Raw genomic sequence first — 16504 nt, 5'->3', positions numbered from 1 at the left:
TCAGGAGTGAACTCCCGACGTGATCTTGCCATAGTGAACATTCTCTCTTGTGAGGTGTCCACCCAACGGGGTCAGGGCCACCTGGTCATGACGGCGTTCAGTAGTGGGTGGTCGAGTGCAGCAACGCCATCACCTTCTGTCACCGCCTCGTATACCTCGGTCGACACGGCGGTGAGAGCGATCGCGATAAGAGCACCGATCACCAAGGTCATAATCAGCGCCGCATGCGGGCCCAATCGACTGCTGACCCAGCGGGTGGCCCGCGCGAGGCGACGGCCAGAAGAGGTCCGCCAATTGGTGAGGTCGAGCCCGCCGACAAAGCGGTCGGCTCGCCGCTCGCCTTGGCGGGCTGCGTCTTCACCTGGGGCGTCCTTCTTGTCGGGCTGAGCGTTCATGCGTCACTCCTGGGGATGCTCTTATCGTTCCGGGTGCCTCGCTGCACGCGTCTGATGATGAGGAGCACGATAACCACTCCAATGGCGGCATAGACGGCGTAGTTGAGGTATTGCGAATACTGGTCGATGAGTGCGTACTGGGTTCCGAGGGCGCCACCCAAACCGATGAGAAGAACGTTCCAAAGAGCGCTTCCGGCGATGGTGAAGATGCTGAAGGTCAGCAGATTCATGTGTTCCGCGCCGGCGGGTAGGGAGATGAGACTGCGTACTCCAGGGATGAACCGTCCAAAGAACACCGCCGACCTACCGTGGCGGGAAAACCAGCCAGCGGCCTTTTCGAAATCCCTTCGGTCGACTAACGGAAGCTTCGATAACCAGTAGATGGATCGTTCCAGTCCGATGACGGCGCCTAAGTAGTAAAGAAGGAGACCGCCGACATAGCCACCTAATGTGCTTGTGATGACCACGAGCAGGAAGTTCAGTTCGCCCCGTTGGGACAGGAACCCGGCCAAGGGAAGAATGACCTCGCTCGGAATGGGCGGGAAAATTGTCTCCGCAAAGGTGAAGAGACCAACACCCCATTCGCCGAGATTAGCCATGAGGTCCGCTGCTATACCGACGATTCCAGAGAGACCGTCGGTTGCGGTGGATGCGGGCAATAGTTCGATCATTCAGTCTCTTATGAGTTGTAGTGACATTCGAGAGCGTTCTTTTTCGCGGCAGCCCAGGCTACGCGGGAGCGCTTTCTTATAAGAGCGGGGCTATGTTGAGGAAGTGGCCCCATAGAGTGCGTATCCTCCGACGATGAAGCCGATGTAGATGAGGATGAGGAGTGCGCCAGCCCAGCGTGGTAGCCGGCGGGCGAGGAGCAGGGCGGAGATCAGCACGATGGTGCCAACGGCGACCGGAAGGTAGAAATGCAGTGTCGCAGCGCCGACGGGTATGGGAGCGACCAGAGCGATCACGCCGGCATTTAAGAGAAAGAATGCAAGCACCGAACCGAGAACATTGCCGACGCTGATCTCACCGTGCCCGCGAAGTGCGGCAGGCACGGTGCGGGCAACTTCCTCCGCGCTGAGCGCCAGGGCGACGACGGTCATGCCGACCAATGTTTGGGACAGCCCGAACCGGGAGATCAGGTCGGTTGCGCCAGTGACAAGTATTTCGCTGGCGACGATCACCATGATGATCGACACCACCAGGAGAGCAGTGGACTTGCCCTTGCCCAGCCGCTCAGCCTTCACCATTTCCTTCGCAATCTCACCGGACGCCCTGATCGTCAGGCCACGCCGGGACAGCCAGATCAAGTACCCGACTGCGGCGACGTATCCGACGGTTAGGATCGCCCCGTCGACCCGAGACAAGATCCCGTCAAGAGCGAGCGTGCCGAAAAAAAGCACCGCCACAATCGGTACCGCGAGGACCTGCCCGGGGACCTGCTCAAAACGCATCGGCGCAACAACCCCGGCGATACCAAACGCCAACGCCACCGCAACCATCGCGGAGCCGAGGATCGTGCCCAACGCGATACCGCTATCGCCGCCAGCCGATCCGACCGCACCAACCGCGAGGTTCTCCGGGTCGAAGCCGAGAAACACTGCGCTGACCAGAAAGGTCGACAACCCGAAACCTCGGGCGAACCCCACCGTGCCCCTAACAAGCTGTTCGGAGAAGAAAACCACAAGGACCAGACCCACGACCACCAGGCCGATGGAGAGCCACATTAGGAATCCACCGTCGTATCTGTCGTCATGGCGGCCGCGCCGTCTTCTCCATGCTCGAGTACCATTCCGGAAAACGTCTCATAGGCTGCCTCGCACCGGGCAATAGCGTCACGGGCGTGTGTACCATCAGGGGCGTCGAAGAAGTCCCGCCGCGCCACCCGCTCAAGCCAACGGCGGAGCCGATCGAGGTTACTCTCGGTGTCCTCGAGCGCGGCGAAAGAGAAGCGGGAGCGTCCGGTTTCGCGACGAAATTCCTCCAGCAGCGCTTCGCACTGCTCTGTGATCTCGGCGTAGTCATGCCCGCGCTCGGCATTGAACCGGTCCTCAATGGAACGTTCAGTGTGCTCATCGATCCCCTGAGCGACCAACACGACGGCCGTTCCGTCGTTATCGAGGATCTCGGCCGCGAGCCTCTCGAACAGCGCGCGGTGCTCGTCGCGATTCGGCAGCGCGCACACGGAATCCTGCAGGTACAGCGCACCGGCAGCCTTGAGCTGGCGCCACACCGCCACCCGGTGCCGCGACGGATCCCGTCGCGCCCGGTACGTCAATAACACCCACGCTTGGTTCATGTAACCATGGTTACCACAGCTAGTCCGGCGACACAAGGAAGGGCCGAATCCGCCGGCTCACTGCGAGGACTGCAGTATGTTCACATCATTCCCAGACGAAAGCCAGGGATGCCCTCCCCAGATTAGACGATCACGGGACGATGACCCCCTGTCTGGATGTTCTTATGCCGCCGTGCTGGACTGGTTGCGAGGGGTCCCTCTTGAAAGCTCGAGGCCTTTGGCGTCGCGCATCTTGCACGTTGCAATCCGATTCGTATCCGAGGTGTCTTGAAACCTAAGTGTGTCGAAACACATGGGATACGAGACACTCGGGCCGCTGTGGAGTCTGCGAGCTCAGCTCAATGGGTCATCAAGCGATCGCACAATACCGGGTTCGGAAGGTGACATGGGTGGCCCTCCTGTAGCCGTTACTTTGGACTGTTTCTGCGTTGTTTGCGATACGGAGGCTGGATGACGGGTTGTGTGACAGTTTCTGTCTTCCTCGCGGGTGAGCCGCCTCTGTCGCGCAATCGAACGTATAAATGACAGGGGTCAGCATGCTCGTCGGGTACATGCGGGTTTCGAAGGCCGACGGGTCGCAGAGCACTGACCTGCAGCGGGACGCACTCCTGGCGGCTGGCGTCGATCAGGGCAACCTCTATGAGGACCGTGCTTCCGGAAAGAAGGACGATCGTCCGCAGCTGGCGGCCTGCCTGAAAGCTCTCCGCGAGGGGGACGCTCTCTTGGTGTGGAAGCTCGACCGTCTCGGTCGAGATTTGCGCCACTTGGTCAATACGGTGCATGACCTCACCGACCGCGGTATCGGCCTCAAGGTGCTCACCGGAGAGGGCGCAGCGATCGACACCACGACCGCGTCCGGCAAGCTCGTCTTCGGAATCTTCGCGGCTCTCGCTGAGTTCGAGCGGGCGCTCATCTCTGAGCGCACTGTCGCCGGGCTCGCCGCAGCGCGAGCACGGGGGAGGACGGGCGGGCGGCCCTTCAAGATGACGCCAGCGAAGGTGCGCCTTGCCATGGCCGCGATGGGGCAGAAGGAAACGAAAGTCAGCGACCTGTGTAAGGAGCTCGGGATCACTCGGCAGACGCTGTACCGCCATGTTTCACCGGCGGGGGAGCTGCGGTCGGACGGTGCGAAGCTCCTCTCGAAAAAGTAGTGGCCTGACCTGGTCACTGTCAGATGGGAACCTTCACCGGGACACTCGGCGACATAGTTCCTGCCGGAGGCACGGGTCTGTTTTGATGGCCTTATGGCAATCTTCTTCTTTGACGGTGACCAGACGCTGTGGGATTTCCAGGCGATGATGAGGCGGGCCCTGACAGCCACGATCGGCGAGCTTCGCAGGCTTCGGCCCGGGATCGGAGGAGATATGAGCGTCGAGGCGTTCGTCACCGACAGGGAGGTCGTCGCGGAACGGTTGCGGGGCCAAGTGAGCAACCTAGAGCAGGTGCGGTTCGAGGCCTTCAAGAAGAGCCTCGCCCGCGGGGAAGGTTGGTGCCATGCTGGTGGGCGCGGTTGACCGTGGAATCCACCGACACCTCCCAATTGATCAGCCCGGCGGCGTCCGCCCGGGCCAGCAGCGAAGCAAGGGCCTTGTCCCAGGTCCCGTCGGCACTGTAGCGGCGGTGGCGTTTCCAGACCGTCTGCCACGGCCCGAAGTGCGGCGGCAGGTCCCGCCACGGGATGCCGGCCCGATACCGGTAGATGATCCCCTCCGTCATAAGACGGTGATCCTTGAACGGACGGCCCAACTTCCCCGCCGATTCAGGCATCAACGGGGCAATCTGCTTCCACTGGGCATCCGACAACACGGCGTAACGAGGGCTCACTCCTCCATCCTGCCGATGAACAGCCCATCATTGGGAGACACGCCCTAGCGGTCACGGTCCAGGTGAAGCCGGTTCCCCAATTCGGAACCGGCGACGTCGATGCCTCCCGAGACCGGGCATCATCCCCAGCCGTCGCCGGTTCCACCTTTCTGAAGCCAACTCAGCCGTAGGTGGCTCCGCCCGGGCGCTCAGCCGCAGCTCAGCCGGTGCTATCGAGAATCAGGCGCGCCGCTTCCGTTGGTTGGTCCCAGTGCGGGAAGTGACCGCAGTTTTCGAACCAGTGCAGCGTTGCATCCGGGAACAGCTCCGTGGCCCGCGCCGCCTCACTGGGAGCGGTGACCTTGTCCTTCCGCCCCCATCCAATGACCACTTTGCCCTTGAGTGAACCGGCCGGTGCGCCTTCCTGGCGGGGTCCGTGAATCAGCGCGTTGAGGGCCGGGTCCAGGCTGGTCGATGTCTTGAACCCGCGAAGCTCGTGCAGGACCAGATCCTGTGGCAGCTTCCAGGGGTGGGCGGAGAACTGTGCCAACAGGGCCGTGCGGCCCACAGGGTTGCCCGTGAGGAAGGGGAGCGCCGGTTGGATGCGGCGCACCAGTGCGACGGATGCCTTGATGCTTGCACCAAAGATCGCTGCCTGGCGGTCATTCCAGAATCCACCAGGGTCCAGTGCGACCGTGGTGCCAGCGTGCCCTCGGCGTGCCATTTCCATCACCATCCGGGCGCCCATGGAGCTGCCTACCAGATCAAGGTCACCCAGTTCCGCGTCGCGGATAAAGGCTTCGACGGAATCGGTCAGCGTGGCAATGGTGGTTTCGCCGGTCAGCGGCGCGGATTCGCCGCAACCGGGGAGGTCGACGGCGATGACATCGCGTTCAGCGGCCAGCGCCGGGATTACCGGGTTCCAGTTGCCAATACTGGAACCGAGCCCATGGATCAGGAGGAGTGGCTTACCGGAGCCTTGCCGGGTTGAGTGCAACATGACTTCACTGTAGGGGCAGTGCAACATATCTGGCCAGAGGTTATCTGGCCAGAGGCCCGACGGCACAGCGATACGCCGTTAGGCAGCGCATCCAACATGTCTTGGATCAAACACATCTCAGGTCGAACACGCCTCAGGCAGGGGCGAAGAGTTCCAGCGCCACGTTGTCGGGGTCCCTGAATTCCAGGATGTAACCGGCTCTTCATAATTGAGGGTGTAGTTGGAGCCTGAATCCTCCGGTTTCCAGGAGTGAGCGGGCGACATAGTTGGCGAGGTTGCGGAATCTCAGGGCTGATCCGCGGAGGTGTTCGAGGCGGCATTGGATCGCCTCGGTGGGCCCGTTGGAGGTGCCGGGCCGGTCGAAGTGCGCCAAGACGTCTGCGGCTCGTTTCTTGAGGGTGCGTCCGAGGGTGACGAGCTCGGTGAGGGCGGCCGGGAGGCCGTGGCTGACCGATTCGATGAGCTTCTCCATCGACTCCCGTCCCTTGATTCGGTCCTCGTCTCGGTAGGCGTTGATCATCCGCTGGTAGATGCCCCAGGTCGCTTCGACCTGCACGTGCGTTTCGGTGGCGAACAGGTCGGTCAAACGTTGTTGCTGTTTGTCGGTGAGCAGGTCCGCGCCGGTGTGCAGGGTGCGCCTGGCGGAGTAGAGCGGGTCGCCTTTGCCCCCCCGATGCCCGTGGACGGCTGCTGGACGCGGCGCCGGCAGCCGTCAAGGGCGTCCCCGGCCAGACGCACGACGTGGAACGGGTCCATGACCGCCATGGCGCCGGGTAGTTCTTCGGTGGTGGCGGTTTTGAAGCCGGTGAACCCGTCCATCGCGACGACTTCCACGTCGTCTCGCCAGGCCGGTCGGCGAGCCAGGTCCTGAACACTGCCTTGGAGCGTCCCTGGACCATGTCCAGCAGCCGCGACGGGCCCGTCCCATCGCGGATCGGAGTGAGGTCAATGATCACAGTGACGTACTTGTCGCCCCGGCGGGTATGCCGCCAGACGTGCTCGTCCACGCCGATCACCCGCACCCCGTCAAACCGTCCCGGATCATCGATCAGGGCCCGTTTGCCTTCCGCCAGGACCGCGGTGTTCGCGGTGTTCCAGGCCACGCCCAGGCCCTCAGCGACCCGGGCGACGGTCAGATGCTGACACACGATGCCCGTCAGCGCCCACCGCAGGCCCCGCCGGGAGAGTTTCGCCCGCGGTTCAGCGACCTTCGTGGTGTCCTGCCGCCACACATGCCCGCACCCGCCGCAGCGGGAGCGGCGTACCCGGAACAACAGCGTGGTCGGACGCCAGCCCATCGGTTCGTGCGCCAGCCGACGAGCCACCGTGTCTCTCGCTACACCTCGGCACCCGCACCGCCGGCACCACTCATCCGTGTCGACCACTCGACACACCAGCACCGCACGAGCCGGCTCAACGAGCTGCCCCACCGCTTCGAGGCCGAGCTCATCAAGGCGGCAAAACGTGGTCAGGTCAGGGGCATCAAAGGTAGCGTTGAACACGTCGAGGTCGTCCGGATGGACAGCGTAGGAACTTCCATCATCGGAAGACCTCGACGCCTACCCCGCGACCGACGCGCCACCTTCCTACACCCTCAATTGCGAAGAGCCCTCAATCAGAGATCCTAAAAAATGTGACCGTAATCCGAAATGGTGCTCAATCGCAGCTTGGGTAGGCAGTCCCATCGATCCGCAAGAGGGACGGTGACCGGGACACCCGCTCGGATGAAGAGCGCCGAGGGTCGATCTGTCATTTTCCGAAGTCGTCCACCCAATGTCCATGGTGTTCTCCGGGTTGTGCAGGCGAGTGTGAACACTGGCTTTTCCGTGCTCCTCTGCACGGCGCACGTTCAGGCGGCGGTGTCCCCGGCGCGCTTGATTGCCCGGTAGACCGTGGACCTGGCGACGCTGAAGAGTTCAGCGATCTGCGCGGTCGTGTGTTCGCCCCGTTGGTAGACCTCGACCAGGTGCTTCTCCTGCGCCGGAGACAGTTTGGGTTGTTTGCCACGGAGCCGGCCGGCCGCTTTGGCGACTTGCATGCCTTCGCGGGTGCGAGCTCGGATGAGGTCGGCCTCGAATTCAGCGACCATCGCGAGCACGTTGAAGAGGAGTCTACCGACCGGGTCGGTGGGGTCGTGAACGGAGCCGCCGATGCTGAGCTTCACTTCACGCAGGGTGAGGTCGTCGACAATGTCTTTGGCATCGCGAAGTGAACGTGCCAGCCGGTCGAGCTTGGTCACGACGAGGGTGTCGCCGGCCCGGCATGCGGCCAGCGCTTCGCGAAGACCTGGCCGGGCCCGGTTCGTTCCGGTGAGGCCTTGATCGGTGAACGTCTTTTGGAGTGAGACTCCGAGGGCGGCGAGGGCGTTCTTCTGGGCGGTGAGGTCTTGGTCGTCGGTGGATACGCGTGCGTAGCCGATAAGCATTCCGGTCATGCTTCAGGAGTGTACCGTTTAGCCCCCGTTCACCGGGCATTTTCTCGGGCGGGGCATACGGGAATCGGACGCTCCCGGAACTATGCGGATCACCTTCGGCGCTCCGTGAGCGTTCGGGTGTCCCGGTGACCGTCCGGCTTGCGGGCGGCCCGCCTCAACCTGGACCGATCTAGTCGGGCTCGGTGGACTGATGCCTCTCGTTACAATGAGCGTGTCGCTCGAACGAGCCACACCACTATGTGCGGCCGGAGGTGCTTGCATGTTGCGCACTCCCCCCGTTGTGCTGCGATTCCCGTTCCAAGGCCGGTGGATCGCAGGGAACAGTCCGGCGAACCGTGTGCCCAGCCATGGCACCCACCTGTTAGGAACGACATTCGCAATCGACTTCGTCGCCGTCGACGAACGACGCCGTTCGGCGAAGCACGGTTGGCGCTCCGTGCTATCGACGGAGCCCCCCGAGGTCTTTGTCGGATTCGGCGCCCCGATCTTGGCGCCGGCATCGGGCACTGTCGTTGCCGCGGTCGACGGTGAGCTGGATCACGAGGCCCGGCGCTCGCAATTGGCGTTGATTCCTTACGCGCTCTCCCAAGCTCGCCGAGTTCGAGAGGGCGTGCGCGCGATCGCGGGCAATCACGTGGTCATCGCGCTGGAGCCGGCCGGGCCTTTTGTGCTCATCGCCCATCTCCAGCGCGGATCGGTTAGCGCCGCAGTTGGATCCGTGGTCATGATGGGCGAGAACATCGGGTCATGCGGGAACTCGGGCAACAGCACGCAGCCTCACGTGCACGTGCAAGTCACGGACTCAACGATCTGGCCGACGGCGCGCGGCAGGCCGATCGTCTTTGAGCACCCTCAGGTCAACGGTGGCACCTGGCTCCCGAGGAATGGGGAGGCCTTCACCGTCGCATGAACTGCAAAAGCACCCGGCCGATATCGTTTCCAAACGCCATTCCGCCGATATTTCGGAACCTCGGCGAATTGGCGCCGAATCTGCTGCCGTGGACGTCCGGCAAACGGGACGCTTTTCAGACCTATGAGCGTGGCAGCAGGATGAGAGACGACGAATCCGTCGTCCGCCTGCTCAGAAGCTCTAGCTACCAAGGCGCCAATGTAGTCTCCACGTCCAACGGACCCCGGCCAGCTAGCCAAGCCATGAATAACCGCCGCTCACGGGAAGTGCTGAGCCGGTCGGCGGCGGTAGCCAGCAACACTGGTAGATCCCACGCAACGTACTCATCTGGCCAATCCAAACTGGTGTAGCCAAGACCGAGATCGACATGGTGAATCTCCACTTCACGGAGCCGGTGCGCCGGGCAGGCAGCTACGCCGTAATCACCTCCTCCGAGAAAGTGGCCATTGGGCCACCCAGTAGCCGCGCATTGGGCGAAGACGGCCTCAAGATTCGACAGGCTGGCGGAGGTCAGCGATGATTTCCTCGGCTTGCCAGCCAGCTCCTTCCTCTATCTCGCGTCGACGCTGTTCTTGGCCGTGTGCGTACTTCGGAGCATCATGACCGCGAAGCGCTCCCGAGAGGCGACGCGCATGAGCGTCGGCGTTGCGGGCAAGATGTGTCAGGACATGTCCGACGGTCCAGCCAGGCAGAAGACTCGGTGCTCGGACATCCTTGTTCGTCAGTTGCACCACGCGGCGCAGCAGGCGTGCCTGCCCCTCGGAGCACAGTCGGGATGCTCGTTCCGGATTGCACTCAAGACCCACGAAAGTACGACTCCTCTTCTTGGCTCACCGTTGTCAGCCTGCCACCCCACCAGCTCATCCGTCCACATTGCTGGGTGGCCAATGTCCTGTTTCGCGGACGCGCTGTTTCGGGTCTCAGGTTTCCAGGCGTGGACTGGCGAGCGTTCCTCTTGCGAGAGGCTGCACGACGATCCCAGCCACTCGGGCCTAACTCTTAATAAGAGCCCTGGCCCCCTGGTAGTGGGTGTACCCAGACAGGCGCAGGAGAGGCAGCGCCACAACGGACAAGACAACTCCGAGTCCGGCGACAGCCATGAGGGCTCCTCCCAAGCCCGTCGCCTCTGACCAGAGACCAACGTAGACCGGCCCGAGGAGAAACCCGATGTACGAGACCGTGGTCACGATCGCGGTGGCCCTGCCGCGATAGGCCTCGTCCACTCCGCGGGAGATGAGGCTGAGCATCGTTGGATACAGCGCTGCGGTGCCAGCCGCAGCGACGATGAGGCCAAGGATGGCGATCGGGAGGGTCGGGGACATCGCGATGACGAGAGCGCCCAAGGCCGCCGTAACCGATCCAAGTATCAAGATGAGGCTCTCATTGCCCTGTTGAATTCGTCCCACAGAAAACCGGGCGATGGCGACGACACCAGCGAAGACGGCTGGCCCTACGGAGCTGAAGCCTGGGCCGGCACCGAGCTCGTCCTCGAGGAAGACCGCACCCCAGCTCTGGTGGGCGTTCTCGCTCGCAAACGCGAGTGCACCCAGCACACCAACCAGCAAAAGTGGGATGTACCGGAGTCGTGCGTTGACGTCAGGCAACTGGGGCCTCTGCTTCGCCTGGCCCTCAGTGATCTGCGTCGAAAGTGACCGTAGAACGCTCGCGCTGGCGGCAAGAGACAAGGCAGCCACAACGAGGAAGGGCATGAAGACTGGTGCGCCGATCCAGGACGAGAGGCCGGTTGCAATGCTTGACAGGACGACAAAGCTGGAGAACACGCCACCCGAGCGGATGATGATCGAGACTCCTGACGCCTGCTCGGCCCGGCCCGGCCCGCGATCGAATTCATGGCCACATCCGTGGCTCCACTGGCCAGACCGACGACGACGAGCCCCACGCAGAGGGACGCGAACCCGTGCGCGATTATCGCCACTCCGAGCGCAATGATCGCCACCGCGGCGAACCGAAGCCCCCACCTGTCCAACGCCCGGCCGGTGAGTAGCATGGCCGGCAGGGCGCCGGCGCCGACGAAGAGCAGCGCAATGCCCAGTTGACCATCGTCGACGCCTGCCTGCACCCGGAGGCGAGGGACACTCGCCCCCCAAGTCCCCCAAAAGGAGCCGAAGGACGCGGCGGCGAGATAGGCGGCCGACACCAGCTTTCGTACGGACAGCGTTTTAGATGGCATGTGTGTGACGTTACACAATTAGAGTGGAGTTATGCAATCGAACCCGCAGAGGCGTCCCACAATGAGTCAGGTTGCGACGCGTGCCGGAGTGTCGGTCATGACGGTTTCCTATACCTACAGCCGCGCTGACCGCGTGTCGGTCGAAAGCCGGGAGAAGGTCCTTCAGGCGGCCGCCGAGCTGGGATACGCGGGACCTGACCCCGCGGCACGGTCCCTGCGCTATGGCCGCACCCGCACCCTCGGGGTCATCCTGGGTGAGCACCTCACCTACGCGTTCGACAATCCGCAGGCAGTAGCCTTCCTGGCGGGAATCGCGGATGTGTGTGCGGATCGCGGCTACGGACTCTTGATCGTGCCTATGACCGGAACCGACGAGGACAGCCGCAGAGTCGCCGGGGCCGCCGTCGATGCGTTCATCGTCTGGACAACAACTGACGATAACCCCGTGCTCGACGCGGTTTCCGCAACCGGTCGAACTGCCGTCATCCATGGCGGGCCCGCTCGTGCGGGATTCAAGCTTGTGAGCATCGACAACCGCGCAGCCGCCCGCGCGATGGGCATGAAGACCTTCGCCGGCGCACGTCGACCCGCAATCCTCAGCTTCCCCTTCAACGCCGCGCGCACGACGGTGCTGGCCTCTGACGTCGACCCCGACACCGTGCAATTCCCCGTGACCCGGCAGCGCCTCCTCGGGTATCGAGATGCAGTTGAGGCGCTGGGGCTCAATTGGAAAGACGTGGTCGTCGGTGCCACCGCAACCAACGATGAGGGCGAAGCCCGCTCGCTCGCCGGGCGGATGCTCACCCTCGATCATCAGGTCGACGCCATCGCCGCGATGAGCGACGAACAGGCAGTTGGTGTCTTGAAGGCTGCGACCAACGCGCTTCTCCGTATCCCCGAAACGCTCTCCATAAGCGGATGGGACGATTCGAAAGCGGCCGCTGAGAATGACTTGAGCTCCGTGGCCCAGGACCTCCGAGCCCAGGGGGCATCAGCTGCGCGACTAGCACTCGGCGACCGTGCTGAAGCCGGCGCCCACGATTGGTCGGTGGTCGTCCGAACTTCCACCAGAGACCCTCCACCGCTCATCCGGCATGGAGGGACCAGATAAACCTGCCGATCGGCGTTGTGGTGGCTCCCGGCCTGCCAGCCGGCGATGTCGTGCGATTCGCTAACGAGGTCGAGCTTTGGGATGCCTCTGTTCACGGACCGGGAAGACGCTGCGCATGGACCGGTACGGTCGGCGGCCTTGGAACCGCCGAGAGAATGCAGGGGTCATTGAACTGTCCCGTTCGCGCACCTAGACCAAACGATCGCCACCAGCCGGAAAGAGGACAAAGCGGCTGTTTACTCGGCGCGCGACAGTCGCTCCACGGATAGGCGACTACTTCTGTCAATTGTGAAATAAGCAAAGGCCGCTATCGTCGCTGCGTCAACGACGTCTCCCCTCTGGATCATCAGCACGAAGTCGATCTCACTGAACCAGCTATGGACCATGTCCTGCTCCGTATCCTCGCGCTGCGGAACGCCTTGGGTCAGAGACGTTGCGACGTACACGTCACAGCCTTGATTACTCATGCCATATGCCCCATATAGGTGCCCAAGATGACGGATCGTGTGTGCTTCTATCCCGGTCTCTTCTTGCAGCTCTGTCCGGGCTAAGTCGAGTTGACTTCCCTCCTTCTGAGTACCCCAAGACCCCTGTGGGAACTCCCAGGCACGTCTAGCCACTGGATAGCGGTACTGCTCCACGAGCCAGAACCCGCCGTCACAATGCGGAATTACGAGAGCGAAATCTGGCTTCTCGATATAGCCATAAATGCCCTCAAGGCCGTTGGCTCTAACGACCACGTCTTCACGCACAGTCATCCAAGCGTTACGGTACGCTTCCCGGCTCGACAGCGTCTTAATCACAGCTCCCCCTCATTTCGCTAAATCGGGCAGGCCTTGTTCCCTGCGCCGCCTCGCATGTCGCGAGAATTCGTGGCAGCCTCCAGCTGCCGGTGCAGGATGCGCGCGCTTTGGCTGTTGACCGCAGACATCCTCGTGAGCAGAGCATCTTCCTTGCGCCCAAGAAACTGTGGGTGGTTCAGGTCGCTGTCCGTCGAGGACGCCAAATATATCGTCGTCGTATTCACATGCGCTCTATCAACAGTAGAGCCAGGCTCAAACGATCACTGGCTCATGGGCGACTTCCCGCGGTTCGGCTTGCAGTGCCCCCGATACCGCCCGTTCACCGTTGGAGTGCGGGCGCATCAGTTCAACTCTCGTGCCACTGCTTAATCGCCCGGTCCCACACCGCATCCGCCCTTACAGCACCACTGAATATCGGATCCACAAATTGGACGACTTCCGCCAGCTGTTCTTCAAACGATTCCAGGCATTGGTCCGTGAGGTCGAGCTTGCGCCGCCATGCCGCCCACTTCGTCTGAGCAAGTGCGGGCCAACCTGCCGTGGCTACCGCGATTGAGTTCAGTGGCACTTGGCGGAAGTCGGCGACGCGCTGGGCGGCACCCTGAACCTCACCAGCAAGGAAGTCCTGTGTCATCGAGAAATTGCGGAGATCAACGACGTCGCGCCATCGCGTGCTCGTCGCACCACGCGTCAACATTGTAACTGCCTTCTCAGCGACAACCATCACCACCGGGTATCCCAGCATTTTAAACTCACCGCCGAGAATACGAGGAACTGCGACAACGCGCGGATCCGGCCAAATCGGGTCGCCCGTGCTGATGTCCAAATGAAACGACATCGCACTGTTGTACACGTGCGCGAAGATCTTGACTCGGAGGCCCGAGTAGTCGTCGCCCTCGCGGATGGCGCGAACATCAGTGCGGACTGGGTCAACGACAAAGGCGTCATCGACGGGGGCCGCCGCCACAGCACGGACAACGGCGAGCAGATGTGCGGCGTCCACTTGGAAGTTGACGGCTTCCATATCGATATCACTCGTCGGACGGCGAAGGTGATACGCGGCCAGGAGCACTCCGCCTTTGAGGACGAAATCCTCTCGATACGGAGTCTGAGCCAATCGGTTCAGGAACGCTTCCATGGCGTAGAGGGTGACCGTCTCAGTCACCGGCCGACCCGATTCACGGGCGTGCCGTTGAAGGGCAGCATAGAGCTGCGACCCCATGCTCACGACAGCAGCTCCAGAGCCTGGCGAAGCGGACCGCTCGCTCGGGGAAGCTGCTGGGCGATGGCCATCAGGGAGGCCGGGTGGGACCCGCTCTTGCGAAGCCAATTCTTCAACGCCTCCGGAGCTATCTCATACCCTTCCAGGCCACGAAGCCGGTAAGCATCGACGATGGAGCGCTCAGGCGAATACAGGCCAATGGTCCCGTCGGTTCCATCGATGTTCAGTTCGGTGCGTCCGAGCGTGAATGTCTCAGGATCGAAGTGGTGCCAGGCGACCGGGGCCTGAGTGCGCGGGAACCGGGCGCGACGAGGCAGGGCTATATCTATACGCGCGGGGATGGCATCAATGAGGCCATGGTGCGCCAATGCGCTCGTGAGGCACAATGTCGCGTCCGGCCTTCGGGCGGCGATTTCGATCAGGTCCAGGTTCGCAGGCGGAAGATCGGCCCTGCGGTACAAGCCCCTGCTGATGCGGTCGATGGCACCGCTCTCGCACAGCCGACGCAACTCCCGCGCACCGAAACCTGCGTCGGCCGCCACAGCCGCGTTGAAAACCTGAATGGGCAGATCATCAATCGTCGCCATGAGGGGCCGCCCTTCTCCGAGTATCAAAGTGCTTACACGTAACTTTATCTGCAAACACTTCTATACGCCAGAGGATTGGGGGCCGCGCCAGACTCAAACGATCCACCTCGTCCCGGCGCAGCACCTGTCGTTTACGGGCTTTGCCTAATCGCCCGTTCCGGACGGGCCAATCCGATTAGCTGTGTCCCGGTAACCGTTCCTCTTGTGGGGGACATCACGACGTTGGGCACGGGCTATCTTCGATCGCCACCATGACTTTTGGAGGCCGAGCTGCCCCAGGCGACCTGCCAACATCGCCGCCGCCGAAAGAGTATCGATCGTAAACGACCAGCGCCGCCTCAGCGGATTCGGCTACTGACCCAGACCGAGGAACTTCGGCAGCTGGCTGGCGTCCTGGACCTTCCCTCTGGGCACCCCCTGCGACTTGGGCTCAGCACAGCTCATCTTCCACGCTCTCCCGAATTTGTCCGGATGCGCCGACGCTTCTCAGCCTTTGTGAATCAGGTCTACGATTTTCTGGGCGTTGTCCTCTGGAGAGACGCTGATCTGCACATGATCACCCTCCACGGCCTCCATCACCACGACGGCAGCCTGTATCTCCCCGCCGATCTGAATAACCAGGCGCGCCGAATCCCCGGCTTGGACGGCCTTCACCGTGAGGGCGTTAAAGACCATCGCCCCATCTTCGGTGAACGTCACGTCAACCGCGTTCTGCCCCTCACCTTCGGCGATGGTGGCATCGTCAACACCGGCTCGCTCAAATCCGGATGGGAGAACAACATTCTCGCCATTGACCAGGACACATTGCGAGCCCGCCCCATCAGCGCACGTCTCCGATACCGCCAACTCGATCGCTCCCCCGGTAGCCGACGCTGTTCTGATAGCAGGATTCGCCGATACCGCATGTGAGATGAACGCCAACTGCAGCCCAGCCAAGGCCATGAGGGCCATCGACGGAAGGCCGAGGATCCAAGACCACGCAGTCACGGCGAGGAGCACGGGCAAAACCGGTCTTTGGAGTTTCATTTCGTGTACCCCCTCCTTAACAAAGTACGTGCTACCAGACACCGGGTAAGCGTTTAAAGACTGAACGGAAAGATCGCCTGCATACAGAGTCAAGGCCCATAGCCGAACGTTGAGCGGCGCAGAGCCACGCCTGATCCGCAAGCCCTTGCAGCACACGGGACATAAATCGTCCGTAGTTCAGGGTAAAAGTCTCAGCTAGAAATCAATCCAAAGACCATCTGGAGCTTGCGAAATCGCTTTCACGGAACTACTTGGAGGGTGCCTCTCCGCATAGGAGACCAATACCGCGGCGACAATCGCCGCCACGACCGCCAGCACGAGAGCAATCGCGACGATGAGTACCATCCAGGAGGCGGATCCTCGCACCGAATCCGCAATTCCTGCAATGGCTCCCAACAGCATGGTTCCCGCGGCTGCCCCGACGGCGGCCAACGAAACGCGCATGCCTGGCCGTCTCTCAAACCGCCGGTCAAATAGTGCAACGGAGGCCCAACCTCCAACACCGGCTGCCGCCGCGACGAGCAATCCAATCAACCCGTACGAGACCGTCGACCTCAGGACGTCCTCAACAGTTAGGTAACCACGCCAATCCGGGTTCCCAGAGACGGCCATTATACCGAAGAGCGCAGCACCCAGGAAAAAGCCGACCCCCAGCCCAATGACCGCGACACGCCAATACCGCTTGACCATGCCCCGAGCATATCCGCGCACGGCGCGCAAACTCGG

Annotated in this window: 16 protein-coding genes and 2 pseudogenes; 3 read left to right on the top strand and 15 right to left on the bottom strand. The window is 62.3% G+C overall.

What is annotated here, in order from left to right; translation table 11 throughout:
* Positions 1–71 precede the first annotated feature (71 nt).
* The 4 genes from CXY82_RS02360 to CXY82_RS02345 form a co-directional block, all read right to left on the bottom strand.
* Positions 72–395 (bottom strand): hypothetical protein, encoded by a 324-nt coding sequence (locus tag CXY82_RS02360; RefSeq protein ID WP_104169514.1) that lies wholly within the window; start codon positions 393–395, stop codon positions 72–74.
* On the bottom strand, positions 392–1066 hold the full coding sequence (locus CXY82_RS02355; protein ID WP_104169513.1) for a DedA family protein: 675 nt from the start codon (positions 1064–1066) through the stop codon (positions 392–394). Before CXY82_RS02355 ends, CXY82_RS02360 begins: the two co-directional genes overlap by 4 nt.
* Before the next feature lie 90 nt (positions 1067–1156).
* Entirely contained in the window at positions 1157–2119 is a 963-nt protein-coding gene (locus CXY82_RS02350; protein WP_104169512.1) for a sodium:calcium antiporter, read from the bottom strand.
* A complete protein-coding gene (locus CXY82_RS02345; RefSeq protein WP_134542647.1) occupies positions 2119–2691 on the bottom strand; it encodes a Chromate resistance protein ChrB in 573 nt (190 codons plus the stop codon). The genes CXY82_RS02350 and CXY82_RS02345 overlap by 1 nt, the downstream gene beginning before the upstream one ends.
* A gap of 536 nt (positions 2692–3227) precedes the next feature.
* On the opposite strand from CXY82_RS02345, the gene CXY82_RS02340 reads away from it, so the two are divergent.
* The gene (locus tag CXY82_RS02340; protein WP_104169519.1) at positions 3228–3842 is read left to right on the top strand and encodes a recombinase family protein; all 615 of its coding nucleotides are present in this window, start codon (positions 3228–3230) and stop codon (positions 3840–3842) included.
* A 325-nt stretch (positions 3843–4167) separates the two neighbouring features.
* Here CXY82_RS02340 and CXY82_RS02335 read toward each other — a convergent pair.
* From CXY82_RS02335 to CXY82_RS02320, 4 genes and pseudogenes are all read right to left on the bottom strand, one after another.
* Positions 4168–4515: pseudogene (locus CXY82_RS02335) on the bottom strand (IS5 family transposase); the annotation flags it as partial.
* Between the two features lie 199 nt (positions 4516–4714).
* A complete protein-coding gene (locus CXY82_RS02330) occupies positions 4715–5494 on the bottom strand; it encodes an alpha/beta fold hydrolase (RefSeq protein ID WP_233194155.1) in 780 nt (259 codons plus the stop codon).
* Between the two features lie 202 nt (positions 5495–5696).
* Positions 5697–6996: pseudogene (locus CXY82_RS02325) on the bottom strand (ISL3 family transposase).
* 347 nt (positions 6997–7343) lie between these two features.
* Positions 7344–7928 (bottom strand): recombinase family protein, encoded by a 585-nt coding sequence (locus tag CXY82_RS02320; RefSeq protein ID WP_104169509.1) that lies wholly within the window; start codon positions 7926–7928, stop codon positions 7344–7346.
* Between the two features lie 259 nt (positions 7929–8187).
* Here CXY82_RS02320 and CXY82_RS02315 point away from each other — a divergent pair, with 259 nt between their 5' ends.
* Positions 8188–8838, top strand: coding sequence for a M23 family metallopeptidase (locus CXY82_RS02315; protein ID WP_104169508.1), 651 nt, complete (start codon positions 8188–8190; stop codon positions 8836–8838).
* 485 nt (positions 8839–9323) lie between these two features.
* Here the strand turns inward: CXY82_RS02315 and CXY82_RS18470 are convergent, their stop codons facing one another.
* Both CXY82_RS18470 and CXY82_RS02305 read right to left on the bottom strand, forming a co-directional pair.
* Positions 9324–9644, bottom strand: a complete 321-nt coding sequence (locus CXY82_RS18470; RefSeq protein ID WP_104169507.1) for a maleylpyruvate isomerase N-terminal domain-containing protein — start codon at positions 9642–9644, stop codon at positions 9324–9326.
* 186 nt (positions 9645–9830) lie between these two features.
* Positions 9831–10619, bottom strand: a complete 789-nt coding sequence (locus CXY82_RS02305; protein WP_104169506.1) for an MFS transporter — start codon at positions 10617–10619, stop codon at positions 9831–9833.
* Positions 10620–11060: 441 nt separating this feature from the next.
* Here CXY82_RS02305 and CXY82_RS02300 point away from each other — a divergent pair, with 441 nt between their 5' ends.
* On the top strand, positions 11061–12140 hold the full coding sequence (locus tag CXY82_RS02300; protein WP_370443668.1) for a LacI family DNA-binding transcriptional regulator: 1080 nt from the start codon (positions 11061–11063) through the stop codon (positions 12138–12140).
* Positions 12141–12376: 236 nt separating this feature from the next.
* Here the strand turns inward: CXY82_RS02300 and CXY82_RS02295 are convergent, their stop codons facing one another.
* The 5 genes from CXY82_RS02295 to CXY82_RS02270 form a co-directional block, all read right to left on the bottom strand.
* Complete coding sequence (locus CXY82_RS02295) at positions 12377–12943, bottom strand: NUDIX hydrolase (RefSeq protein ID WP_233199157.1); 567 nt, start codon at positions 12941–12943, stop codon at positions 12377–12379.
* Positions 12944–13289: 346 nt separating this feature from the next.
* Positions 13290–14108, bottom strand: a complete 819-nt coding sequence (locus CXY82_RS02285; RefSeq protein ID WP_158252113.1) for a nucleotidyl transferase AbiEii/AbiGii toxin family protein — start codon at positions 14106–14108, stop codon at positions 13290–13292.
* Between the two features lie 59 nt (positions 14109–14167).
* Entirely contained in the window at positions 14168–14752 is a 585-nt protein-coding gene (locus CXY82_RS02280; protein WP_199180859.1) for a type IV toxin-antitoxin system AbiEi family antitoxin domain-containing protein, read from the bottom strand.
* A 486-nt stretch (positions 14753–15238) separates the two neighbouring features.
* Positions 15239–15820: a hypothetical protein gene (locus tag CXY82_RS02275; protein WP_158252112.1), complete on the bottom strand. Its 582-nt coding sequence runs from the start codon at positions 15818–15820 to the stop codon at positions 15239–15241.
* A 153-nt stretch (positions 15821–15973) separates the two neighbouring features.
* On the bottom strand, positions 15974–16468 hold the full coding sequence (locus CXY82_RS02270) for a hypothetical protein (RefSeq protein WP_104169501.1): 495 nt from the start codon (positions 16466–16468) through the stop codon (positions 15974–15976).
* Positions 16469–16504 lie beyond the last annotated feature (36 nt).

The sequence above is a fragment of the Cryobacterium sp. M23 genome (assembly GCF_002929655.1).
Classification (GTDB): domain Bacteria; phylum Actinomycetota; class Actinomycetes; order Actinomycetales; family Microbacteriaceae; genus Cryobacterium; species Cryobacterium sandaracinum.
Note: the sequence above shows the minus strand (reverse complement) of the source record. Positions and strands in the feature narration are given on the sequence as shown.